This window comes from Pseudomonas solani (assembly GCF_026072635.1).
Classification (GTDB): Bacteria; Pseudomonadota; Gammaproteobacteria; order Pseudomonadales; family Pseudomonadaceae; genus Metapseudomonas; species Metapseudomonas solani.
Map to the genome: position 1 here is coordinate 4703266 of NZ_AP023081.1, position 23972 is coordinate 4727237.

General features: G+C 65.5%; 15 protein-coding genes and 3 pseudogenes. 9 read left to right on the top strand and 9 right to left on the bottom strand.

Translation table 11 applies throughout. From position 1 onward, the window contains the following. Nucleotides 1–58 precede the first annotated feature (58 nt). Nucleotides 59–685: a LysE family translocator gene (locus PSm6_RS21425; RefSeq protein ID WP_184488857.1), complete on the bottom strand. Its 627-nt coding sequence runs from the start codon at nucleotides 683–685 to the stop codon at nucleotides 59–61. A 71-nt stretch (nucleotides 686–756) separates the two neighbouring features. Continuing rightward, nucleotides 757–2106, bottom strand: a complete 1350-nt coding sequence (locus PSm6_RS21430; protein WP_043243483.1) for an NCS2 family permease — start codon at nucleotides 2104–2106, stop codon at nucleotides 757–759. 321 nt (nucleotides 2107–2427) lie between these two features. On the opposite strand from PSm6_RS21430, the gene PSm6_RS21435 reads away from it, so the two are divergent. The 3 genes from PSm6_RS21435 (at nucleotide 2428) to PSm6_RS21445 (ending at nucleotide 5434) form a co-directional block, all read left to right on the top strand. Next, on the top strand, nucleotides 2428–3732 hold the full coding sequence (locus tag PSm6_RS21435; RefSeq protein WP_021220508.1) for a C4-dicarboxylate transporter DctA: 1305 nt from the start codon (nucleotides 2428–2430) through the stop codon (nucleotides 3730–3732). Between the two features lie 73 nt (nucleotides 3733–3805). Further along, entirely contained in the window at nucleotides 3806–4504 is a 699-nt protein-coding gene (locus PSm6_RS21440) for a FadR/GntR family transcriptional regulator (protein ID WP_265168148.1), read from the top strand. Nucleotides 4505–4663: 159 nt separating this feature from the next. Then, nucleotides 4664–5434: a GntR family transcriptional regulator gene (locus tag PSm6_RS21445; protein ID WP_031288141.1), complete on the top strand. Its 771-nt coding sequence runs from the start codon at nucleotides 4664–4666 to the stop codon at nucleotides 5432–5434. Between the two features lie 543 nt (nucleotides 5435–5977). Here PSm6_RS21445 and guaD read toward each other — a convergent pair. From guaD to PSm6_RS21475, 6 genes and pseudogenes are all read right to left on the bottom strand, one after another. Continuing rightward, a complete protein-coding gene (guaD, locus tag PSm6_RS21450) occupies nucleotides 5978–7282 on the bottom strand; it encodes a guanine deaminase (protein ID WP_043244927.1) in 1305 nt (434 codons plus the stop codon). Nucleotides 7283–7385: 103 nt separating this feature from the next. After that, nucleotides 7386–8234, bottom strand: a complete 849-nt coding sequence (gene xdhC, locus PSm6_RS21455) for a xanthine dehydrogenase accessory protein XdhC (RefSeq protein WP_021222163.1) — start codon at nucleotides 8232–8234, stop codon at nucleotides 7386–7388. Continuing rightward, a complete protein-coding gene (locus PSm6_RS21460; protein ID WP_021222162.1) occupies nucleotides 8231–8380 on the bottom strand; it encodes a hypothetical protein in 150 nt (49 codons plus the stop codon). The genes xdhC and PSm6_RS21460 overlap by 4 nt, the downstream gene beginning before the upstream one ends. Nucleotides 8381–8399: 19 nt before the next feature. Continuing rightward, nucleotides 8400–10796, bottom strand: coding sequence for a xanthine dehydrogenase molybdopterin binding subunit (gene xdhB / locus PSm6_RS21465; RefSeq protein ID WP_265168149.1), 2397 nt, complete (start codon nucleotides 10794–10796; stop codon nucleotides 8400–8402). A 131-nt stretch (nucleotides 10797–10927) separates the two neighbouring features. Continuing rightward, nucleotides 10928–12366 (bottom strand): annotated as a pseudogene (xdhA, locus tag PSm6_RS21470) (xanthine dehydrogenase small subunit). A gap of 247 nt (nucleotides 12367–12613) precedes the next feature. Continuing rightward, nucleotides 12614–13749 (bottom strand): annotated as a pseudogene (locus PSm6_RS21475) (alkane 1-monooxygenase). Nucleotides 13750–14024: 275 nt separating this feature from the next. On the opposite strand from PSm6_RS21475, the gene PSm6_RS21480 reads away from it, so the two are divergent. The 4 genes from PSm6_RS21480 to ligA all read left to right on the top strand — a co-directional run bounded on the left by PSm6_RS21480 (nucleotide 14025) and on the right by ligA (nucleotide 21674). Next, entirely contained in the window at nucleotides 14025–14684 is a 660-nt protein-coding gene (locus tag PSm6_RS21480) for a GntR family transcriptional regulator (protein ID WP_021222158.1), read from the top strand. Nucleotides 14685–14710: 26 nt separating this feature from the next. Then, nucleotides 14711–18199: a chromosome segregation protein SMC gene (gene smc / locus PSm6_RS21485; RefSeq protein ID WP_265168150.1), complete on the top strand. Its 3489-nt coding sequence runs from the start codon at nucleotides 14711–14713 to the stop codon at nucleotides 18197–18199. Nucleotides 18200–18409: 210 nt separating this feature from the next. Next, on the top strand, nucleotides 18410–19234 hold the full coding sequence (zipA, locus tag PSm6_RS21490; protein ID WP_021222156.1) for a cell division protein ZipA: 825 nt from the start codon (nucleotides 18410–18412) through the stop codon (nucleotides 19232–19234). 67 nt (nucleotides 19235–19301) lie between these two features. After that, nucleotides 19302–21674 carry an NAD-dependent DNA ligase LigA gene (gene ligA, locus PSm6_RS21495; RefSeq protein WP_265168151.1) on the top strand — a complete coding sequence of 791 codons (2373 nt, stop codon included), beginning with the start codon at nucleotides 19302–19304 and terminating at the stop codon, nucleotides 21672–21674. A gap of 96 nt (nucleotides 21675–21770) precedes the next feature. On the opposite strand, the gene PSm6_RS21500 is transcribed toward ligA, so the two are convergent. After that, nucleotides 21771–22100, bottom strand: coding sequence for an HU family DNA-binding protein (locus PSm6_RS21500; protein ID WP_265170551.1), 330 nt, complete (start codon nucleotides 22098–22100; stop codon nucleotides 21771–21773). A gap of 211 nt (nucleotides 22101–22311) precedes the next feature. Here PSm6_RS21500 and PSm6_RS30565 point away from each other — a divergent pair. Beyond that, nucleotides 22312–23088, top strand: a pseudogene (locus PSm6_RS30565) (HAMP domain-containing protein); the annotation flags it as partial. 102 nt (nucleotides 23089–23190) lie between these two features. Continuing rightward, nucleotides 23191–23946 carry a methyl-accepting chemotaxis protein gene (locus PSm6_RS30570; protein WP_371877143.1) on the top strand — a complete coding sequence of 252 codons (756 nt, stop codon included), beginning with the start codon at nucleotides 23191–23193 and terminating at the stop codon, nucleotides 23944–23946. The last annotated feature ends 26 nt before the right edge of the window (nucleotides 23947–23972 follow it).

The window sequence follows — 23972 nt, forward strand, 5'->3', positions numbered from 1 at the left end:
CGCCACGCTTCTGGGTGTTTATGGCGGAAATCCGCCCTTGTCGAGCCGGCGGAAGGCGTCAGCGCGAGATCAGCGCCGCCGTCCCCGCTGCGCCGAACAGCCCGGCGCTGACGCGGTTGAACCAGGCCTGGCCCTGGCCGGAACGCAGGTAGCGGGCGGCGGCGTGGGCGCTGAGGCCGTAGAAGAGCTTGCAGGCGAGGTCCAGCACGGCCCAGGTGGCGATCATCACCGAGAGCTGGCCCAGCAGCGGGCGGTCGGCGCTGATGAACTGGGGCAGGAAGGCGGCGAAGAAGAGGATGTCCTTGGGGTTGCTGGCGGCGAGGCCGAAGGCTTTCCAGTAGAGGGCGCGGAAGCCCGGGTTGACCGGTTGCTCCTCGGTCGCCACCGGTTTGGCGGCGTTGCGCGATTGCTTCCAGCTTTGCCAGGCGAGGTAGAAGAGGTAGAGCGCGCCCACCAGCTTGAGTGCGCTGAACAGTTGCTCGGAGGCCAGCAGCAGGGCGCCGAGGCCGAGCGCGGAGGCGGCGAGCAGCCCGGTGGCGGCGCTGACGCCACCGAGGAAGGCGGGCAGAGAGCGGCGGATGCCGTAGTTGAGGCTGTTGCTGACCATCAGCAGGGACAGGGGGCCGGGGATCAGGATCACCACCAGCGCGGCGCTGCTGAACAGCAGCCAGGTTTCCAGGCTCATTCGCTCGTCTCCGGGAAATGAAAAGGCCCTGGCGCTTCAGCGCCAGGGCCTTGGGGTGTTGCGGGGCGAGCTTACAGGAAAATGAACTTGGCGACGAAGATGGCGCAAAGTGCATACAGGCTGGGCGATACCTCGCGGTATTTGCCAGTGCAGGCCTTCATCACCACATAGGTCACGAAGCCCAGGGCGATACCGTCGGCGACCGAGAAGGTCAGCGGCATCATGATGACGGTGACGATCGCGGGGATGGTTTCGGTGTGTTCGTCCCAGTCGATGTGAGCCATGCCGCCCATCATCAGCATGGCGACGTAGATCAGCGCGCCGGAGGTGGCGTACGCAGGGATCATGCCGGCCAGCGGGGCGAAGAACATGGCGGCGACGAAGAGGATGCCGACGGTGACGGCGGTCAGACCGGTGCGGCCGCCTGCGGCGACGCCCGCGGCGCTTTCCACGTAGCTGGTGACCGGCGGTACGCCGAGCACGCCGCCGAACACGCTGGAGGCGCTATCGGCCTTCATGGCTTTCGACAGGTTCTCGATGCGGCCGTCTTCCTTCACCAGGTTCGCGCGCTGGGCCACGCCCATCAGGGTGCCGGCGGTGTCGAACATGTGCACGAAGAGGAAGGCCAGGATCACGCTGATCATGGTCACGTCGAACGCGCCGGTGATGTCCATCGCCATGAAGGTGGGCGCCAGGCTCGGCGGCATGGAGAAGACGCCGCCGAACTTGACGATGCCCAGGCCGACGCCGATCAGGGTGACGGTGAGGATGCTGATCAGGATGCCGCCGAACACGCGGCGATATTCCAGGACCGCGATCATCAGGAAGCAGATGGCGGCCAGCAGGGGAGCGGGGGAGGTCAGGTCACCGATGTGCACCAGGGTGCTGGAGTTCGGTACCACGATGCCGGCGGTCTTCAGGCCGATGAGCCCGAGGAACAATCCGACCCCCGCGCCCATGGCGAAGCGCAGGCTGCTGGGGATGCTGTTGAGCAGCCATTCGCGGATGCGCGAGAAGGTCAGGATCATGAACAGCACGCCGGACAGGAACACCGCGCCGAGGGCGATCTGCCAGCTGTAGCCCATGGTGTTGACCACGGTGTAGGTGAAGAAGGCGTTGAGGCCCATGCCCGGTGCCAGGCCGACCGGCCAGTTGGCGTAGAGGCCCATCAGGAAGCAGCCGAATGCCGCGGCCAGGCAGGTGGCCACGAATGCCGCACCGTGATCGATGCCGGCGTCCGCCATGATGTTGGGGTTTACGAAGATGATGTAGGCCATGGTGATGAAGGTGGTGAGGCCGGCGGCCAGCTCGGTTCTCACGGTGGTGCGGTGTTCGGTCAGCTTGAAGAGGCGTTCAAGCAGGCCTTTGGCGGGAGGGCTCGCAGCATACGTTCCTTGTTCTTGTTGTTTGGTGCTTTCCACAGCAGGTACCTCTCATTTAGTTGTTTTTAGCTGTTTCGGCCGGCTGGTTACCTGGGTCCCTTGCGCAGCGAAAAGCCTGAGGTTTGGTGCCTCACGGGGCAGTGCGAGTTTTCTGACTTTTGGGTCAAAAAGTACGCAGTCGGATTATGTGTTTGTGTACAAAAAAGTCAATTAATGTTTGTCGGCTTGTGTGCAGCTTTTTGGGGGCATAGACTGCGCGTGCTGGACTGACCGGTAAGACCACAACAACAAAGCCTCCGGATCTCGCACAAGGGCGTAGCCACGCCAGCGCTCCGGGGGCACCGCAACGGAGATTCCCCCATGCTCAAGTGGTGCTCGCGCTCGATATTCCTGCAGGTCGTCATCGGCCTGGTCATCGGTATCCTCTGCGGTATCGGCTTCCCCGAGTTCTCCGCGCAGCTCAAGCCCTTGGGCGACGGCTTCATCAAGCTGATCAAGATGCTCATCGCGCTGATCGTGTTCTGCGTGGTGGTGAGCGGCATTTCCGGGGCGGGTGACCTGAAGAAGGTCGGCCGCATCGGCTTCAAGGCGGTGGTGTATTTCGAGGTGCTGACCACGGTGGCGCTGCTGATCGGCCTGCTGGTGGCCTATGGCGGCGGGCTGGGCGTGGGCGCCAATATCGACCTCGGCCAGTTGCCGGCCGGAGACGCTGCGCTCTACACCTCGCGCACCGGCGACCTGCACGGGCCGGTGGACTTCGTCATGGGGCTGATCCCGGCCTCCGTCGTCGGCGCCTTCGCCAGCAACGACATTCTCCAGGTGCTGCTGTTCTCGGTGCTGTTCGGCTGTGCGCTGAACCAGGTGGGCGAGGCCGCCTCGGGCGTGGCCCGGCTGATCAACGAGATGAGCCATGTGATCTTCCGCATCATGGGCATGATCGTGCGCCTGGCGCCCATCGGCGTGTTCGGCGCCATCGCCTTCACCACCAGCAAGTACGGCGTGGATTCGCTGCGCCACCTGGGCGGGCTGGTGGTGGTGTTCTACGCCACCTGCGCGGTGTTCGTGCTGCTGGTACTGGGCACCGTGCTGCGGGTTTCCGGGCTGCGCCTGTGGCCGTTCCTCGGCTACCTGCGCGAGGAATTGCTGATCGTCCTCGGCACCGCCTCCTCGGATGCGGTGCTGCCGCAGATCATGCGCAAGCTGGAGCACCTGGGCATCCGCAGCTCCACGGTGGGCCTGGTGATCCCCACCGGCTATTCCTTCAACCTGGACGGCTTCTCCATCTACCTGACCCTGGCCATCGTCTTCATCGCCCATGCCACCGGAACGCCGCTGGCGATGAATGACCTGATCACCATCCTGCTGGTGTCCCTGGTGACCTCCAAGGGCGCCCACGGCATTCCAGGTTCGGCCCTGGTGATCCTGGCCGCCACGCTCGCGGCCGTACCGGCCATACCCGTTGTAGGCCTGGTGCTGGTGTTGTCGGTGGACTGGTTCATGGGCATCGGCCGGGCGCTGACCAACCTGATCGGCAACTGCATCGCCACCGTGGCCATCGCCCGCTGGGAGAAGGACATCGACCTGGGCCGCGCCCGCAGCGTGCTGGCCGGCGAACAGGGTTTCGCCTTCAAGGATCGCAGTGGTGTGAGTACCACGGCGGATTGAGAACGGTGCTGGCGGGCTGCATGATGCTGCGGCCCGATCCGGCTCGGCCTGGTTTCACAAGGAGGAAATCACAGTGAACAGCTCATCGACCCTGGTGGGTTCCATCGTCCAGTCCCTGCGCGAGTCCATCGAGCAGGGGCGCTGGCCCGTCGGCGAGATGCTCCCGGGCCAGCGAGAGCTGGCCGAGCAACTGGGCATAAGCCGGCCCTGCCTGCGCGAGGCGGTAACGGTGCTGGAAACCCTCGGCATGGTCCGCTCGCTGCCCGGCAAGGGCGTGCAGGTGCTGGGGCGGGAGGCGACAGGGCACGCCATCACGGCGCCCCGGGACCACAGCATCGAGGATGTGATCCAGCTGCGCTATGCGCTGGAACCCTTCATCGTCGGCCTGGTGGCGCAATCCATCGCATCAAGCGACCTCGACCGCCTGCGCCTGCGCCTGATGGACCTGCGCGATGCCGCCGAGGATGACGACATGGATGCCTTCGTCGAAGCCTATATAGGCTTCCATCAATTGCTCGGCTCGCTGACCACCAACCCCATCTTCCAGTCCCTGGTGACCCAGGCGGGTGACGCCCTGGCCCGCAGCGATGCCTTGCTGCGCCAGCGCGGTGACGAGTTGCAGGAGCGGGTGCGCGAACACGAGGCGCTGGTGCAGGCCATCCGTCGACGGGACAGCCTGCTGGCGTCCTCGCTGATGCGTGACCATCTGGTGAGCGAGGGGCGGCGCATGGGGTTGCGCCTGGAGCTACCGGAGGGCTCCAGGGCCCTGTAGAGGTGAGGTTGAGCGGAGCGGCACTGCTTTTGTTCGGTCAGATTGTGTACAATGCGCACATTTTTCCGAGGCTTTCCCCGCCGGAGGCTGGCAATACGATGCCGACTCGGCGTAGTGTCAGCCCTATTGCCGCTTTCGAAACCTTCTACGTGGGCCCCCATGAACGACGTTGAACACAGTTTGAAGAAGCCGCCGCGTGCCGCCAAAGGCACGCGCAATGGCACCCAGGACGAAGTCGTCTACGCACACATCTTCGAAGCCATCCTCGAACAGCGCCTGGCCCCGGCCACCAAGCTGAGCGAAGAAGCCCTGGGTGAGATCTTCGGCGTCAGCCGCACCATCATCCGTCGCGCCCTGTCGCGCCTCGCCCATGAAGGCGTGGTGCTGCTGCGTCCCAACCGTGGTGCCGTCGTGGCCAGCCCCGGTGCCGAGGAGGCGCGGCAGATCTTCTATGCCCGTCGCATGATCGAGCGCGCCATCACCGAACTGGCCTGCGTCAACGCCACCCCCGAACAGATCGCCGGCCTGCGCCAGATGGTCATCGAGGAGCGCGAATGCTTCGCCCGTGGTGACCGCGGCATGGGCATCCGCCTGTCCGGCGAGTTCCATCTGAAACTGGCCGAGGCCGCCGGCAACTTCACCCTGCTGGGCTTCCTGCGCAGCCTGATCTCGCAGACCTCGCTGATCATCGCCCTCTACGAGAGCAACAGCCGCACCCACTGCTCGGACGAGGAGCATGACAAGGTCATCGACGCCATCGAGTCGCACAACGTCGAGGTCGCGGTCGACCTGATGATGCGCCACATGGACAGCGTCGACGCCAAGCTCAACCTCGAAGGCGAGACCGCCTCCGATGACCTGCACGCGGTGTTCTCGCACCTGCTGCAGAGCAAGAAGAAAAGCACCCGCGCCACCTCGCGCAGCGCCTGAGCCTGGTGCAATGAAGAAGCCCCGCAATGCGGGGCTTTTTTGTGGGCGGGTGGTTTGGGTGAGGCGGGTAGGTCGGGTGCAACCCGACGGCCTGGCGCAACGGCCACCGGCTTCTGTGGGAGCGGCTTCAGCCGCGAAAAAAGGGGACAGGTTGCTGGCCTGATCGCGAATGAATTCGCTTCCATGGGGCGGGCATGCGTGTGGGCTGGAAGGTCGCTTGGTGGATGAAAAGAGCGCCATCCACCCTACACACCGGTCCGCTCCGTAGGGCGGGTGAAACCCGCGTGGTTCCAAGCAAGAGCCCGGGTTGCACCCGACCTACCACGGCACGGCGCCGTAGGTTGGCGCCGAGCGTAGCGAGGCCCAACGCAGCGATGTTGGCGGCGTTGCAGGTGCTTCCCGTGGGAGCGGCTTCAGCCGCGAAAGATCCACTGCGTGTGGCCGGATATCCCATCGCGAATGAATTCGCTCCCATGGGCTGCGCAAAGGCGGTGCACAAAGAAAAAGCCCCGCATGGGCGGGGCTTTTTGAGGGGGCGCTGGATCAGTCGCGTTTGTGCACGGAGCGGCCGGCTGCGAAGGTTTCCTTCACGGTGCGGTCGTCGCCGAGGATGGTCAGCGCGAAGAGCTTCTCTTCGATGGTCTTGGCCTGCTGCATGCGGTAGGCGATCAGCGGAGTGGCCTGGTAGTCGAGGACCACGAAGTCCGCGTCCTTGCCGCTGGCGAAGTTACCGATCTTGTCGTCCAGGTACAGCGCGCGGGCGCCGCCCAGGGTGGCCAGGTACAGGGATTTGAACGGGTCGAGCTTCTTTCCCTGCAACTGCATGACCTTGTAGGCCTCGTTCAGCGATTGCAGTTGGGAGAAGCTGGTGCCGGCGCCGACGTCGGTGCCCAGGCCCACGCGCACGCCATGCGCTTCCAGCTTCTGCAGGTCGAACAGGCCGCTGCCCAGGAACAGGTTGGAGGTGGGGCAGAAGGCCACGGCCGAGCCGGTTTCCGCCAGGCGCTTGCACTCGTCGTCGCAGACGTGGACGCCGTGGGCGAAGACCGCGCGCGGGCCGATCAGCTTGTAGTGGTCGTACACGTCCAGGTAGCCCTTGCGCTCCGGGAACAGCGACTTCACCCATTCGATCTCCGCCTTGTTCTCGGAGAGGTGGGTGTGCATGTACAGGTCCGGGAACTCGCCGAACAGCTTGCCGGCCAGGGTCAGTTGCTCCGGGGTGCTGGTGGGGGCGAAGCGCGGGGTCACCGCGTAGTGCAGGCGGCCCTTGCCGTGCCAGCGCTCGATCAGCTCCTTGCTGTCGGCGTAGCCGCTTTCCGGGGTGTCGGTCAGGTAGTCGGGGGCGTTGCGGTCCATCAGCACCTTGCCGGCGATCATGCGCAGGTCCAGGGCTTCGGCGGCTTCGAAGAAGGCGTCGACCGACTGCTTGTGCACGGTGCCGAACACCAGGGCAGTGGTGGTGCCGCTGCGCAGCAGTTCCTTGAGGAAGATGGCTGCCACGTCCGCCGCGTGGGCCTTGTCGGCGAAGGCTTTCTCGGTGGGGAAGGTGTAGGTGTTCAGCCAGTCCAGCAGCTGTTCGCCGTAGGAGGCGATCATGCCGGTCTGCGGGTAGTGGATGTGGGTGTCGATGAAGCCGGGGGTGATCAGGGCGTCGCGGTATTCGCGCACGTCCACGCCCTTGAGACCGGGCAGCAGGTCGGCGGCATGGCCGACGCGGGCGACCTTGCCGTCCTCGATCACCAGCACGCCGTCCTCGAAGTATTCGTAGGACTGCTCGATGCCCACCTCGGCGGGGTCGGCGATGCTGTGCAGGATGGCGGCGCGATAGGCTTTTACAGGGCTGGTCATGTTGAATCTCGTTCTTTCGTGATCGTGATGCCCCGTGTCGGGGCTCCGCGCAGGCGAGCGCCGAGCTGAGGCAGCTCGGCGTCCTTCTACATGAATCGGGGTGTCAGGCCTGTTCGCGGCGGGAAGAGGGCACCAGTTTGGCGACTGTTTCCCTTTTCTTCACGTCCTGGCCTTCTTCCTTCTGACCGAAGGTGGCGTTGTAGGTGGCGATGATCTCGCCGGCGATGGAGATGGCGATCTCGGCGGGCAGCTTGCCCTTCACCTCGGCAATGCCCATGGGGCAGCGCATGCGTTGCACGGTTTCGGTGGCGAAGCCGCGATCACGCAGGCGGTGTTCGAACTTCACGCGCTTGGTCTTCGAGCCGATCAGGCCGTAGTAGGCGAAATCGTTGCGCTTGAGAATCTCGGCGGTGAGCTCCAGGTCGAGCTGGTGGTTATGGGTCATGACGATGAAGTAGCTGCCAGCGGGCATGCGCTCGACTTCATCGACCACTTCATCATTCACCACCTTCTCGACGCCGGCCGGGATGAATGCCGGGAATTCGTTCTCCCGCGAGTCGATCCAGCGCACCTTGCAGGGCAGGCTGGCGAGCAGCGGGACCAGGGCGCGGCCGACGTGGCCGGCGCCGAACAGGGCGATGTGCGCCTGGGGCTGGCCCATGGGTTCGAACAGCAGCACCGTGGCACCGCCACAGCATTGGCCGAGGCTGGCGCCCAGGCTGAAGCGTTCCAGGCGGGTGTCCTGGGTGCGGGTGCGGAGCATTTCCCGGGCGATTTCCATCGCCTTGAACTCCAGGTGGCCGCCGCCGATGGTTTCGTAGATGCGGTCATCGCTGACCACCATCTTCGAGCCGGAATTGCGCGGGGTGGAGCCGCGCTCTTCGATGATGGTCACCAGCACGCAGGCTTCGCTGCGTTGCTGGAGTTCGGCCAGGGCGCTGATCCAGCTCATTTGCTCAACCTCCAGGTGCGCAGGGGTTTGGCGGAGCGCGAGAGGCGCCAGACATCCTGTTCCGGGCGACGCAAGGCTTCGGTCGGCAGGACGGGAGCGGCCTGCTGTTCCGGGGTTTCGCGGCTGAAGACGGGTTGGCTGTTCATCTCGGCTCCCGGCCCGCCGTCAGGCGGGCTCTACCTGGCTGACAGCGGGCTTGGTGGCCGCCTGCTGCAACTTCTTCATCTGCTCCACGCCCCAGAGCACGCGCTCCGGAGTTGCCGGTGCATCGATGTTCGGTTGCGCCTTGTAGTCCGCCAGGCTGGCCACGGCGTCCTTGAGTGCGCACCACACGGCGATGCCGAGCATGAAGGGCGGCTCGCCCACGGCCTTGGAGTGGAACACCGTCTGCTCGGGGTTCTTGCGGTTCTCCACCAGCTTCACCCGCAGGTCGATGGGCATGTCGGCGATGGCGGGGATCTTGTAGCTCGCCGGGCCGCTGGTCATCAGCTTGCCCTTGGCGTTCCACACCAGCTCTTCCATGGTCAGCCAGCCCATGCCCTGGACGAACGCGCCTTCCACCTGGCCGATGTCGATGGCCGGGTTCAGCGAGTCGCCCACGTCATGCAGGATGTCGGTGCGCAGCATCTTGTACTCGCCGGTCAGGGTGTCCACCAGCACTTCCGCGCAGGCAGCGCCGTAAGCGAAGTAGTAGAAGGGGCGGCCGCTGGCCTTGTCGCGGTCGTAGAAGATCTTCGGTGTGCGGTAGAAACCGGTGCTGGAGAGCGAGATCTGGTTGAAGTAGGCGAGCTGGATCACTTCCTCGAAGGACAGGTAGTGGTCGCGTACGCGCACCTGCTCGTTGCTGAACTCGATGTCTTCGTCGGTCACCTTGAAGTGGATGGCGAGGAAGTCCACCAGGCGCTTCTTGATGGTTTCGGCGGCGTTCTGCGCGGCCTTGCCGTTCAGGTCGGTGCCACTGGAGGCCGCGGTCGGCGAGGTGTTGGGCACCTTGTCGGTGTTGGTCGCGGTGATCTGGATGCGGCCGATGTCCACCTGGAAGACCTCGGCCACCACCTGGGCGACCTTGGTGTTCAGGCCCTGGCCCATCTCGGTGCCGCCATGGTTCAGGTGGATCGAACCGTCGGTGTAGATGTGCACCAGCGCGCCGGCCTGGTTGAGGAAGGTGGCGGTGAAGCTGATGCCGAACTTGACCGGAGTCAGCGCCAGGCCCTTTTTCAGCACCGGGCTCTTGGCGTTGAACGCGCGGATCTCTTCGCGGCGCTTGGCGTATTCGCTGCTGGCCTCGAGGTCGGCGGTCATCTCATCCAGCAGGTTGTGCTCGACCGGCTGGTAGTAGTGGGTGACGTTGCGCTCGTCCTTGCCGTAGTAGTTGGTCTTGCGCACCTCCAGCGGGTCCTTGCCCAGGTGGCGCGCGATCACGTCCATGATCTCTTCGATCACCACCATGCCCTGCGGGCCGCCGAAGCCGCGATAGGCGGTGTTCGACGCGGTGTTGGTCTTGCAGCGGTGGCCGTTGATGGTGGCGTGTTCGAGGAAGTAGGCGTTGTCCGAGTGGAACATCGCGCGGTCGACGATGGAGCCGGAGAGGTCCGGCGAATAGCCGCAGTTGCCCGCCAGTTCCAGTTCGATGCCGGTGAGCAGGCCGTTGTCGTCGAAGCCGATGTCGTACTCGGCGTAGAACGGGTGGCGCTTGCCGGTGATGCTCATGTCTTCGACGCGCGGCAGGCGCATCTTGGTCGGGCGGCCGGTGAGGTGCGCGATCACCGCGCAGAGGCACGCCGGGCCGGCGGCCTGGGTTTCCTTGCCGCCGAAGCCACCGCCCATGCGGCGCATGTCGATGACGATCTTGTGCATGTGCACGCCCAGCACCTCGGCCACCAGCTTCTGCACCTCGGTGGCGTTCTGGGTGGAGGTGTAGACGATCATGCCGCCGTCCTCGGTGGGCATCACCGAGGAGATCTGGGTTTCCAGGTAGAAGTGCTCCTGGCCGCCGATGTGCAGGTTGCCCTGCAGGCGGTTCTTCGCACTGGCCAGGGCGCTGGCCGAGTCGCCGCGCTTGTGCTGGTGGCTGTCGAGGACGAAGTGCTTCTTGCGCAGCGCGTCGACCACGTCGAGCACCGGCTCCAGGTCTTCGTATTCGATGATCGCGGCCATGGCCGCCTTGCGGGCGGTTTCCAGGCTGTCGGCACCAACCGCGATGACCACCTGGCCGACGTACTCGACCTTGCCGTCCGCCAGCAGCGGGTCGCCGGCCACGACCGGGCCGATGTCCAGCTGGCCGGGAACGTCCTCGGCGGTGATGGCGATGGCCACGCCGGGGAAGGCGTAGCAGGGGGTGGTGTCGATGCGCAGGATGCGGGCATGGGCGCGGTCGCTCATGCGGGCATAGACGTGCAGCTGGTTGGGGAATTCCAGGCGGTCGTCGACGTACACCGCTTCGCCGGTGACGTGCTTGGGCGCGCTCTCGTGCTTGACGCTCTTGCCGACGCCGGTGGTGATGTCGGCGCGGAACAGCGCGGCCAGTTCTTCCTGGGATTTGATCTTGTGGTGGTTAGACATGCTCTGTGCCTCCAACGTCTGCTGCGCCCGCGTGAACGGTGATGGGCGCGATGTGCAGATTAAGCCTGCGGTGCTGCGCTTCCTGGCCAGCAATTGCCGGGATCGGCGCTTGGTGCGCGACATGCTTGAGATCACACATAGGCAGTCACCCGGGTTTCGACCTCGGGGCCTGCAGTTCGAGGAAGAATTTGCGCAGCAGGTTCTGCGCGGCCAGCAGGCGGTATTCCTTGCTGGCACGGAAGTCGGTCAGCGGGATGAAGTCCTGGGCCAGGGCCTCGCAGGCACGTTCGATCACGCCGGGGTACCAGGCGGCGCCCACCAGCGCGGCTTCGCAGGCGGCGGCGCGCTTGGGAATGCCGGCCATGCCGCCGAAGGCGATGCGGGCTTCACGCACCACGCCGTCCTCGATCACCAGGTTGAAGGCGGCGCAGACGGCGGAGATGTCGTCGTCCAGGCGCTTGGACACCTTGTACGCGCGGAACGCCTGGTTGGTGCGGGCGCGCGGCACGAGGATCTTCTCGATGAACTCGGCTTCCTGGCGCACGGTGACCTTGTAGTCGAGGAAGTACTCGTCCAGGGGCAGGGTGCGGGTCTGGTTGCCCTTGCGCAGGACGATCCTGGCGCCGAGGGCGATCAGCAGCGGCGGGGCATCGCCGATGGGCGAGGCGTTGCCGATGTTGCCGCCGAGGGTGCCCTGGTTGCGGATCTGCAGCGAGGCGAAGCGGTGCAGCAGTTCGCCGAAGTCCGGGTACTCGCGGGCCAGGGCGTCGTAGCAGTCGGAAAGCGCGGTGGCGGCGCCGATCTCGATGAAGTCGGGGCCGATCTCGACGCGCTTCATGGCGTCGATGTGGCCGACGTAGATCATCACCGGCAGCTCGCGGTGGAACTGGGTGACCTCCAGGGCCAGGTCGGTGCCGCCGGCCAGCAGGCGGGCCTGCGGGTTGGCGGTGTAGAAGTCGGCCAGGTCGGCGACGGTCAGCGGCACCAGGCAGCGCTTGTCACCGCTGTTGAGCTCGGCGGTCTCGCGCGGGGCGATGGCCTGGAGCTGGGCGACGGTCTGGGCCTCGAAGGCGTCGAACTGGTCCGGCTGCTTCTGGCAGCAGGCCTGCTCGGCGGCGTCGATGATGGGGCGGTAGCCGGTGCACCGGCACAGGTTGCCGGCCAGGGCTTCCAGGGTCTGGGCCTTGTCGTAGCCATCGCTGTTCTTCTGCAGGGCGAACAGCGACATGACGAAGCCGGGGGTGCAGAAGCCGCACTGGGAGCCATGGCAGTCGACCATGGCCTGCTGCACGGAGTGCAACTGGCCCTTGTGCTTGAGGTCTTCCACGGTGATCAGCTGCTTGCCGTGCAGGGACGAGACGAAGGTCAGGCAGGAGTTGAGGGTGCGATAGCGGATGCGATCCCCCTGCAGCTCGCCGACGACGACCGTGCAGGCGCCGCAGTCGCCCGAGGCACAGCCCTCTTTGGTTCCGGGTTTGGCCAGGTGTTCACGCAAGTAGTTGAGCACGGTGACGTTGGGATCGAGATCGCGCTCGGTGCGCAGCTCCCGATTGACTAAAAACTGGATCAAGGACGACCTCCAGGCACTTTATTGTTTTTACGAGGGCTCGTATGGCGGCGAATTTAGAATCCCCTGACTTTCTGGTCAATAAATATTTGACCCAAAAGTCAGAAAATCTTCACGCCAATGGGCTATGAAGCCGGCGCGCCCGCTCTGGCACGGCAAAGTTGCTTAATCCGTGCCAGTCATCTGCAAGTGTAGAAACGCCGACGCCCCCATGCGGGGGCGTCGGTCGAAAGGTCGGGCTGGAGAGAGGTCAGGCGGCCTGCTGCGACTCCGTCAGCTGGTGCTCCTCGCCGGCGTAGTAAGCGCGTACGCGGGGGTCCATCACCGCGCGCCAGAGCGGGGGATCAGCGCCAGGACGATCATCCCCGCGTAGCCGTTGGGCAGTTGCGGGCTGTCGTCGAAGTGGCGCAGCACCTGGTAGCGGCGCTTGGCGTAGGCGTGGTGGTCCGAATGGCGCTGCAGGTGGAAGAGGAACAGGTTGGTGAGCAGGAAGTTGCTGTTCCAGGAGTGCGCCGGGCTGGTCCGCTCGTAGCGGCCGTTCTCCAGCTTGCGCCGGTGCAGGCCGTAGTGCTCCACGTAGTTGACGATCTCCAGCAGGGTGAAGGCCATGGCCGACTGGCCGAGGAAGAACAGCACGCCGAGCCAGCCGAACGCCAGGCCGAAACCTGCGGTGAAGGCTGCACTGATGGCGTACCACCAGATCAGCTCGTTGCGCCAATGCAGTGCAGGCAGGCCCTTGCGCTTGAGGCGCTCGGCCTCCAGGTGCCAGGCATTGAGGAAGTTGTGCTTATAGGCATGGGGCAGGAAGGCATAGAGGCTCTGGCCGTAGCGGGAGGAGGAGGCGTCCTCGGGCGTCGACACATGGACGTGGTGGCCACGCACATGCTCGACCTTGAAGCCCCCGTAGCAGACCGCCGCCAGCAGCAGGCCGCCGGCGTTCTGCTCGATCTTCGGGTCCTTGTGGATCAGTTCATGGGAGACGGTGATGCCGATGGCGCCCATCACGGTACCCACCGAGAGCAGCCAGCCGAGGCGGCCGACCCAGTTCCAGTCCTCGTGGTGGATGAAGACCCAGCCGCTCCAGGCCAGCATGCCCAGCAGCAGCGGCACGGTGGCCAGGCTCAGTACCTGGTAGTAGTCCTGGCGCTCCATCTCCGGCACCTGCTCGGCTTCGTCCGGGTTGGCCGGGTCGCGGCCGACGATGGCGTCGAGGAGCGGGATCACCCCGAAGACCACGGTGATCACCAGCCAGGGCCACGCATTGGCGTAGCTGCTGTCCAGCGACCAGTAGAAACTCATGGGGATTCCGGCAACCGGGATCAGCCAGATCCAGTAGCCGACCTTTTTCAGGGCGAGCATCCAGTTGGAAGGCAGGCGTTCGAACATGGGTGTTCTCCGTGTCGAGGTGGATGGGTTCTTGTAAAATTGTCAGACAATCCTGCGCCTCCCAGCCCCACCCGGCGACCGACCTTTAGGTCTGAATGCCCGCTTGTTGTCACCTTTGCCAGGTAACACCCTGTGTTACACTTCGCCCCCTGCAGCGTTCCGCTGTGGGCCGCAATCCCTTGAAGCTGCTGCGTTCCCGGGCCGATATAGCACGCCGGAGCTATCGCCGAGGGCGCCTTACGGACATTCCCAGCCTCCATGACCGAAGGAAAACCATGACGTTCAAGGCACCGGACAGCCTCGCCGAACAGATCGCCCACCACCTCGCCGAGCGCATCATTCGCGGGGAGATGAAGGAACGCGAGCGCATTCAGGAGCAGAAGGTCACCCAGTCCCTCAACGTCAGCCGCGGTTCCGTGCGCGAGGCGTTGCTGATCCTCGAGCGCCGCCACCTGATCAACATCCTGCCGCGCCGTGGCGCCCAGGTTTCCGAGCTCACCCCCCATCACGTGCAGAGCCTCTATGCGCTGATGATGGAGATGTACATCCTCCTGGCCAACGCCGTGGCCCAGCGCTGGAAAAGCGAAGCGGACCTCGCCCCCTTCCGCGCCATCCAGCTGCGCCTGGAGGAATGCCTGAAGGAGCACGACATCGGCAACTTCGTCGATGCCAGCTTCGACATCATGCGCGCCGCCTTCCCCTTCGCCGACAACCCCTACCTGGAAGAGACGGTGGAGAACCTGCTGCCGGCCATCAGCCGCACCTATCACCTGGCGCTGGAACAGCGCAAAGGCGAGATGGCCCAGTTCATGCTGGCGTTCGCCGAGTTGCTGCAGGCGGTGATCGCCCGTGAGCCGGCGCGCATCCGCGACGTGCTGCACGCCTATGGCCAGCACAACTGCCAACTGGTGCTTGCGGCGCTGGCCGGGCGCTGATCGTTCACTGACCGAGGGAGGCAGGGATGCGGCTCAAGTGCATCAAACTGGCGGGGTTCAAATCCTTCGTCGACCCGACCACGGTCAACTTCCCCAGCAACATGGCGGCGGTCGTCGGCCCCAACGGCTGCGGCAAGTCCAACATCATCGACGCCGTGCGTTGGGTGATGGGCGAGAGCTCGGCGAAGAACCTGCGCGGTGAGTCGATGACCGACGTCATCTTCAACGGCTCCAACACCCGCAAGCCGGTGGCCCAGGCCAGCATCGAACTGATCTTCGACAACTCCGACAACACCCTGGTGGGCGAGTACGCGGCCTTCGCCGAAATCTCCATTCGCCGCCGGGTCAGCCGCGACGGGCAGAACACCTATTTCCTCAACGGCACCAAGTGCCGGCGCCGCGACATCACCGATATCTTCCTCGGCACCGGCCTGGGGCCGCGCAGCTACTCGATCATCGAGCAGGGGATGATTTCCAAGCTGATCGAGGCCAAGCCCGAGGACCTGCGCAACTTCATCGAGGAAGCCGCCGGCATCTCCAAGTACAAGGAGCGCCGCCGCGAGACCGAGAGCCGCATTCGCCGTACCCACGAGAACCTCGCCCGCCTCACCGACCTGCGCGAAGAGCTGGAGCGCCAGCTCGAACGCCTGCACCGCCAGGCCCAGGCCGCCGAGAAGTACCAGGAATACAAGGCCGAGGAGCGCCAGCTGCGCGCCCAGCTCGCGGCCCTCAAATGGCAGGCCCTGAACGAACAGGTAGGCCAGCGTGAGGCGGTGATCGGCAGCCAGGAGGTCAGCTTCGAGGCACTGGTGGCCGAACAGCGCAGCGCCGACGCCAGCATCGAACGCCTGCGCGATGGGCACCATGAGTTGTCCGAGCGCTTCAACCTGGTCCAGGGCCGTTTCTATTCCGTGGGCGGCGACATCGCCCGCGTCGAGCAAAGCATCCAGCACGGCCAGCAGCGCCTGCGCCAGTTGCAGGACGACCTGCGCGACGCCGAGCGCGCCCGCCAGGAAACCGAATCCCACCTCGGCCATGACCGCACCCTGCTGGCCACCCTGGGCGAGGAGCTGGAAATGCTCGCGCCCGAGCAGGAGATCAGCGCCGCCGCCGCCGAGGAAGCCGCCGCCCAGCTGGAAGAGGCCGAGACTGGCATGCATGCCTGGCAGGAGCAGTGGGACGGCTTCAACCAGCGCAGCGCCGAGCCCCGGCGTCAGGCCGAAGTGCAGCAGGCGCGCATCCAGCAGCTGGAGCAGAGCCTCGAGCGCCTGCTGGAGCGTGGGCGCCGCCTCAATGACGAGCGCGCCCAGCTCGCGGCTGACCCGGAAGATGCGGCCATTCTCGAGCTGAGCGAGCAACTCGCCGCCGGTGAATTGCAGCTGGAAGAGCTGCAGGCCGCTGAAGAGGCCCAGGTCGAGCGCCTGGAGCAACTGCGTGAAGAACTGCAGCAGGCGACCCAGGCCCAGCAGCGTGCCCAGGGTGAACTGCAGCGCCTCAACGGGCGCATCGCCTCCCTCGAAGCCCTGCAGCAGGCCGCGCTCGATCCCGGTAGCGGCACCGCTGAATGGCTGCGCAACCAGAAGCTCGACCAGCGCCCGCGCCTGGCTGAAAGCATGCGGGTGGAAGCGGGTTGGGAGCTGGCGGTGGAAACCGTGCTCGGTGCCGACCTGCAAGCCGTGCTGCTGGACGATTTCAATGCCCTGGACCTGAGCGGCTTTACCCAGGGCGACCTGCGCCTGGCGGCTGCCGTCAAGGGCGGCGCCCGGGTGCCCGGCAGCCTGCTGGACAAGGTCGAGTCCGCCATCGACCTGGCGCCCTGGCTGGCGCGGGTGCGGCCCGTGGACAGCCTCGACCAGGCCCTGGCCGCGCGTTCGACGCTGGCCGCTGATGAGAGCCTGATCAGCCGTGATGGCTACTGGGTCGGGCGCAATTTCCTTCGTGTGCGCCGCGCCAGCGAAGCCGAGAGTGGCGTGCTGGCCCGTGGCCAGGAGCTGGAGCGCCTGCATGCTGAGCATGATGAGCAGCAAGCGGCCCTGGAAACCCTGGAAGAGCGCCTGCAGCACCTGCGTGACAGCCAGCGCCAGCAGGAAGAAAGCCGCGAGCAGCAACGCCGCCGCGCCCAGGATGAATCCCGCCGCCTGGGTGAGCTCAAGGCGCAGCTGTCCGCCCAGCAGGCCAAGGTCGAGCAGCTCACCTTGCGTCGCCGCCGCCTGGAAGCGGAGTTGGCCGAGCTGGACGAACAGCGCGCCATCGAACACGAGCAGCTCGGCGAATCACGTCTTGTCCTGCAGGACGCGCTGGATGCGATGGAAACCGACACCGAGCAGCGCGAGAAGCTGCTCGCCGAGCGCGACAGCCTGCGCGAGCGCCTCGACCGCATCCGCCAGGAGGCCCGGCAGCACAAGGACCAAGCACACCAGTTGGCCGTGCGCGTCGGCTCCCTGCGTGCCCAGCATGATTCCACGCGCCAGGCGCTGGAGCGCCTGAGCCTGCAGTTCGAGCGCCTCGAAGAGCGCCGCGAGCAGCTCAATCTCAATCTGGAAGAGGGCGCCGCGCCACTGGAAGAGCTGCGCATGAAGCTCGAAGAACTGCTGGACCGGCGCATGGGTGTGGAGGAGGAGCTCAAGCTCGCCCGCCTGGCCCTGGAAGATGCCGACCGTGAGCTGCGTGACGCCGAGAAGCGCCGCACCCAGGCCGAGCAGCAAGCGCAACTGTTGCGCGGCCAGCTGGAGCAGCAGCGCATGGACTGGCAAGCCCTGAGCGTGCGCCGCAAGACCCTGCAGGACCAGCTTCACGAAGACGGCTACGACCTCCACGGCGTGCTCGCCACGCTGCCCAACGAGGCCAGCGAAGCGGCCTGGGAAGAAGAACTCGAACGCCTCGCGGCGCGCATCCAGCGCCTGGGGCCGATCAACCTCGCGGCGATCGACGAATACCAGCAGCAATCCGAGCGCAAACGCTACCTGGACGCCCAGAACGACGACCTGGTGGAAGCGCTGGACACCCTGGAAAACGTCATCCGCAAGATCGACAAGGAGACCCGCAACCGCTTCAAGGAAACCTTCGACCAGATCAACTCGGGCCTGCAGGCATTGTTCCCCAAGGTCTTCGGTGGCGGCCATGCCTACCTGGAGCTGACCGGGGAGGACCTGCTCGACACCGGCGTCGCCATCATGGCGCGGCCGCCAGGCAAGAAGAACAGCACCATCCACCTGCTTTCCGGTGGCGAGAAGGCGCTCACCGCGCTGGCCCTGGTATTCGCCATCTTCCAGCTCAACCCCGCGCCGTTCTGCATGCTCGACGAGGTGGACGCGCCGCTGGACGACGCCAACGTCGGGCGCTATGCCCGCCTGGTGAAGGAGATGTCGGAGAAGGTCCAGTTCATCTATATCACCCACAACAAGATCGCCATGGAAATGGCCGATCAACTGATGGGCGTGACCATGCACGAGCCGGGATGCTCGCGTCTGGTCGCGGTGGATGTCGAGGAGGCTCTTTCCCTCGTAGAGGCCTGACCGGGCGGGGAGAATCCTCACCGCTCCAGGGGCCGTGAAGCCTCTATCAGAGGTTTCTCTGCTGGGCTGGCCGTGCTAGCTTAATGCCCACTTTTGTCGCACGTGGAAAACGCCATTCAGAACATGGAGTTGGGCGCCACGTTTTCAGGGGACCGGATGTCCTTTCTTCACCATCATCAGAATATTTTTTGACCAGGGGACACAGGATTAATGGATATCGGTCTGCGCGAGTGGCTGATCGTCATCGGCATCATCGTAATCGCCGGCATTTTGTTCGATGGCTGGCGCCGCATGAGCGGCGGCAAGGGAAAACTCAAGTTCAAGCTCGATCGCAGCTTCTCCAATCTCCCCGATGACGACGAGGACCCCGGCCTGATGGGGCCCGTACGCGTCAAGGAACGCCACCAGGAACCCTCGCTGGACGAGGAAGACCTGCCGCCCATGAGCGCCAAGGAGCTGAACAAGCGCCGCGGCGAGCCGCACCAGGGCGACCTCAATCTCGATGAGCCGGTACCGACCCTGCTCAACCCCGTGGACGATGGCACCCCGGCCAAGCCCGCCAAGAACGGCAAGACCCATGCTGCCCCGGCCCAGGACCTGCCTCCGGTGGAGGAAGTGCTGGTGATCAACGTGGTGGCGCGCGACGGTGACGGCTTCAAGGGCCCGGCCCTGCTGCAGAACATCCTCGAGAGCGGCCTGCGCTTCGGCGAAATGGACATCTTCCACCGTCACGAAAGCATGGCCGGTAACGGCGAAGTGCTGTTCTCCATGGCCAACGGCGTCAAGCCCGGCACCTTCGACCTGGACGACATCGACCACTTCAGCACCCGTGCGGTGAGCTTCTTCCTCGGCCTGCCGGGCCCGCGTCATCCGAAGCAGGCCTTCGATGTGATGGTCGCCGCGGCGCGCAAGCTGTCCCAGGAACTGAACGGCGAATTGAAGGACGATCAGCGCAGCGTGATGACGGCGCAAACGATCGAACACTATCGGCAGCGCATCGTCGAGTTCGAGCGCCGCAGCCTGACCAAACGCTGAATCACAGGATCCAACGAAAGAGCAGCCCAGGCTGCTCTTTTCGTTTGCACAGAAAAGAGCACGAATCATGACCGACGCCCAGACCGCCGCCCAGCGCATCCACCAATTGCGTGCCGAACTGGATGAGCACAACTACCGCTACTACGTGCTGGACGAACCCAGTGTCCCCGATGCCGAGTACGACCGCCTGTTCCGCGAGTTGCAGGCCCTGGAGGCCGAGCATCCGGAGCTGGTGACGCCGGAGTCGCCGACCCAGCGCGTGGGCGGCGAGGCCCTGAGTGCCTTCGGCGAAGTGCGCCATGAGGTGCCCATGCTCAGCCTGGGCAACGCCTTCGAGGAGGACGACCTGCGCGCCTTCGACCGCAGTGTGCAGAGTGGCCTGGGGCTCTCTTCCGGCGACCTGTTCGGTGGCGGCGCAGAGGTGGAGTACAGCTGCGAGCCCAAGCTCGACGGCCTGGCGGTCAGCCTGCTGTACCGCGACGGCCAACTGGTGCGCGGTGCCACCCGTGGCGACGGCAGCACCGGTGAAGACATCAGCGCCAACGTGCGCACCATCCGCAACGTGCCGCTGAAGCTCAAGGGCGAGGGCTGGCCCGCCGTGCTCGAAGTGCGCGGCGAGGTGTACATGCCCAAGGCCGGCTTCGATGAGTTGAACGCGCGCCAGGCGGAAAGCGGCGGCAAGACCTTCGCTAACCCGCGCAACGCCGCGGCCGGCAGCCTGCGTCAGCTGGACCCGCGCATCACCGCCAGCCGCCCCCTGGAGTTCTGCTGCTACGGCATCGGCCAGGTCAGCGGCGAGCTGCCGGCCACCCAGGTCGGCATGCTGGAGAAGCTCAAGGGCTGGGGCGTGCCCATCAGCCGTGAATTGAAACTGGCCAAGGGCGTCGAAGCCTGCCTGGCCTACTACCACGACATCGGCCAGCGGCGCATGGACCTGGCCTATGACATCGACGGCGTGGTGTTCAAGGTCAACAACATCGAAGACCAGCAGCAGCTGGGTTTCCGTGCGCGCACCCCGCACTGGGCGCTGGCCCACAAGTTCCCCGCCCAGGAGGAGCTCACCGAGCTGCTGGACGTGGAATTCCAGGTCGGCCGTACCGGTGCCGTCACCCCGGTGGCGCGGCTGAAGCCGGTCAAGGTGGCCGGCGTCACCGTGGCCAATGCCACCCTGCACAACATGGACGAGGTCGCACGCCTGGGCCTGATGATCGGCGACACGGTGATCATCCGCCGGGCCGGCGACGTGATCCCCCAGGTGATGCAGGTGGTCACCGAGCGCCGCCCCGCAGATGCCCGCGAAGTGCATGTCCCCGAGCAGTGCCCGGTGTGCGGCTCGGCTGTCGAGCGTACCCAGCTGGTCAAGCGCGCCAAGGGCAAGGAAACCACCAGCGAAGGCTCGGTCTACCGCTGCGTCGGCCGCCTGGCCTGTGGCGCCCAGCTGAAGCAGGCGATCATCCACTTCGCGTCCCGCCGCGCGCTGGATATCGAAGGCCTGGGTGACAAGATCGTCGAGCAACTGGTGGACACCGGGCTGGTGGCCTCGCCGGCGGACCTGTTCACCCTGACCTACGAGCAGGTGGTGGCGCTGGAAGGCTTCGCCGATCTGTCGACCCGCAACCTGCTGGCGGCGATCCAGGACAGCGCCAAGCCGACCCTGGCGCGCTTCATCTATGCGCTGGGCATCCCCGATGTGGGTGAGGAAACCGCCAAGCTGCTGGCCCGCGCCCTCGGCTCCCTGGCACGCATCCGCCAGGCGCTGCCCGAGGTGCTGACCTATCTGCCGGACGTGGGCCTGGAGGTTGCCTTCGAGATCCATAACTTCTTCAGCGATGCCCACAACCTCCAGGTCATCGACGACCTGCTGGCCCGTGGCGTGGTGCTGCAGGAGGAGGGCGACCTCAGCCCCGAGTTCGCTGCCTGCGCGACCCTGGCGGGCTTCATCGACAAGCTCAACATCCCCTTCATCGCTGCCACCGGTGCAGAGAAGCTGGCAGTGAAGTTCGGCAGCCTGGAGGGCGTGATCAAGGCCGACTGGCTGGACCTGCGCCAGGTGGAACGCCTCAACGAGAAGGCGGCCAAGTCCCTGCGCGACTTCTTCGACCTGCCCGCCAACGCCGAGCGCGCCGCGCTGATCGAAGCCCAGTTGCGCGACTTCGGCATGCACTGGGAGAGCGAGAAGAAGGCCGTCGAAGGCCTGCCCCTGGCCGGGCAGACCTGGGTGCTGACCGGCACCCTGGAAGTGATGAGCCGCGATGTGGCCAAGGAGAAGCTGGAAGCCCTCGGTGCCAAGGTGGCGGGTTCGGTTTCGGCCCGCACCCACTGCGTGGTGGCGGGGCCCGGTGCCGGCTCCAAGCTGGCCAAGGCCACCGAGCTGGGCGTGCGCGTGCTGGACGAAGAGGCCTTCCTCGCCGAGCTCAAGGGGATGGGCGTTTCGCCGTGATCCGTCGTGGCCATGCTCAGCGAGCGTGCTCTTGCTGAAAGGCCGCACACATGAAAAGGCCGGGCATTAGCCCGGCCTTTTTTATTGCGTTGTCGCTTACTTGTTCACGGCGTCGCTGAGGCCTTTGGCCGGCACGAACTTGACGACCTTCTTGGCCGCGATATCGATGCTCTTGCCGGTCTGCGGGTTGCGGCCGGTGCGGGCCGGACGCTCGGTGATCTTCAGCTTGCCGATGCCCGGCAGGGTGATCTCATCACTGTTTTCCAGCGTATCGCTGACGATCTCGCTCAGCTGTTCCAGCACGGCACGCACGGAGGCCTTGGTGGTGTCGGTGGCTTCGGCGATGTCTGCGATCAGTTGGTCTTTGGTGATTGCCATGGTGTAGCTCCAGTGGATGTGGGTTCGGTTCGCGTTCGGGTTGGCGATGCCAGCGCGGGTTCAGACCCGCGCTCGCGCTGAAAGTGCGATAGCGCCAGGTGCCATTGGCGAAGCGGGCGGCACGCTAGCATAAAAGCCAGGGCACTCCTGCCACCAAGTGTTTCTGTTCGTCGCCACGGCCTTTTCGCAGAGGCCCGACAGACGGTGATGGGCGGTCTACGCTTGCTGTTACATCGCTATGACATCGCGGAGAGTCGCCATGCTACGTGCCTTTGCCGACCTGGGGTTTCGCTGGAAGATCGCCCTGCCCATCCTGCTCCTGGTGGTGCTCCTGGTGCTGATGGGGGGCCTGGGCATGCAGGGGGTGTCCCAGGTGGCCGATTCCAGCAAGCAGCTGACCAATCGCTATCTGCCCGCCATCAGCCTGCTGCTCAACGCCGACCGCGATCTCTACCAGGCCTTCACGGCCGAGCGCAGCCTGCTGGACGAGGGGGCGGGTACGCATATCGAGCAGCTCAAGGCCGACCATGCGGAGAACCTGCAGCAGGCCTATGACCGCGTGCACAAGTACGCGGAGATGGGCGCGAGTGCCGAGGCGCGGCAGCTGGTGGCCCAGTTCGACAGCGGCTTCCAGCAGTGGAAGGTCACCTCCCTGAAAGTGGTCCAGCTGGCGACTTCTGACCCGGAAGCCGCCAGCGTCCTCAGCTTTGGTGACAGCGAAAGCCAGTTCCAGAACATGCGCGATGCCATCGATAAGCTCGGCGAGCTCGAGGACAACGCAGCCAATGCCGAGGGGCAGCGGGCGATTGCCATCGGCGAAACGCGCAGCTGGCAGCAGGGGGTGATCATCGTCATCGGCCTGGCCATCTGCCTGGTGCTGGTGCTCGGCTTCCCGACTCTGGTCACCCGGCCCCTGCATCGCCTGCTGGAGCGCATCGAGCAGATCGCCGATGGCGACGGTGACCTGCGTGTGCGCCTCGATGTCACCTCGCGGGACGAACTGGGTAAGCTCAGCCACGCCTTCAACCGCTTCCTCGACAAGCTGCAGCCGCTGATCAAGGAGGTCGGGCGCGTCACCGGCGAGGTTGCCGACTCGGCGCAGAACCTGGCCGGCCTGGCGGCGGCCAACGACCGGCTGATCAGCAGCGAGCACGCGGCGGTCGACCAGGTCAGCACCGCTGCCACCGAAATGAGCGCGGCCGTTCATGAGGTGGCACGCAACGCCCAGAACGCCGCCGATGCCGCGCGCTTCGCCGAGGTGCAATCCCGCGAGGGGGCGCAGGTGGTGGGCGCCACCATCAAGGCCATCCGCCAGTTGGCTCAAGAGGTGGAAAGCGCCTCCACCACCATCGGCACCCTGGAGCAGGAGACCGCCAACATCGGCGCCGTGCTGGCGGTGATCAAGGGCATCGCCGACCAGACCAACCTGCTGGCGCTCAACGCGGCCATCGAAGCGGCACGGGCCGGCGAGCAGGGCAGGGGCTTCGCCGTGGTGGCCGACGAGGTGCGTGCCCTGGCCGCGCGCACCCAGGAGTCCACCAAGGACATCCAGCAGATGATCGAGCGCCTGCAGGTGGGCGTGCAGAATGCCGTGCGCGCCATGCATTCGGGCAGCGCCCAGGCCCGTGACAGCGTGGAGCGCGCCGCTGGCGTCGACCAGGCGCTGACGGACACCGGCGATTCGGTGCAGCGCATCAACGACATGGCTGCGCAGATCGCCACCGCCTGCGAGGAGCAAAGCAGCGTCACCGAAGAGATTGCCCGCAACATCAGCGATATCCGCGACCTCTCAACCGAGGCGGCACAAACCTCCGACCAGAGCACCCAGGCGAGCCGTCATCTCTCCGAGCTTTCCAGCGGCCTCGCCAAGCTGGTCGGGCGCTTCCGGGTATGAGTCGCAAGTGCTTGTAACGGAAATGT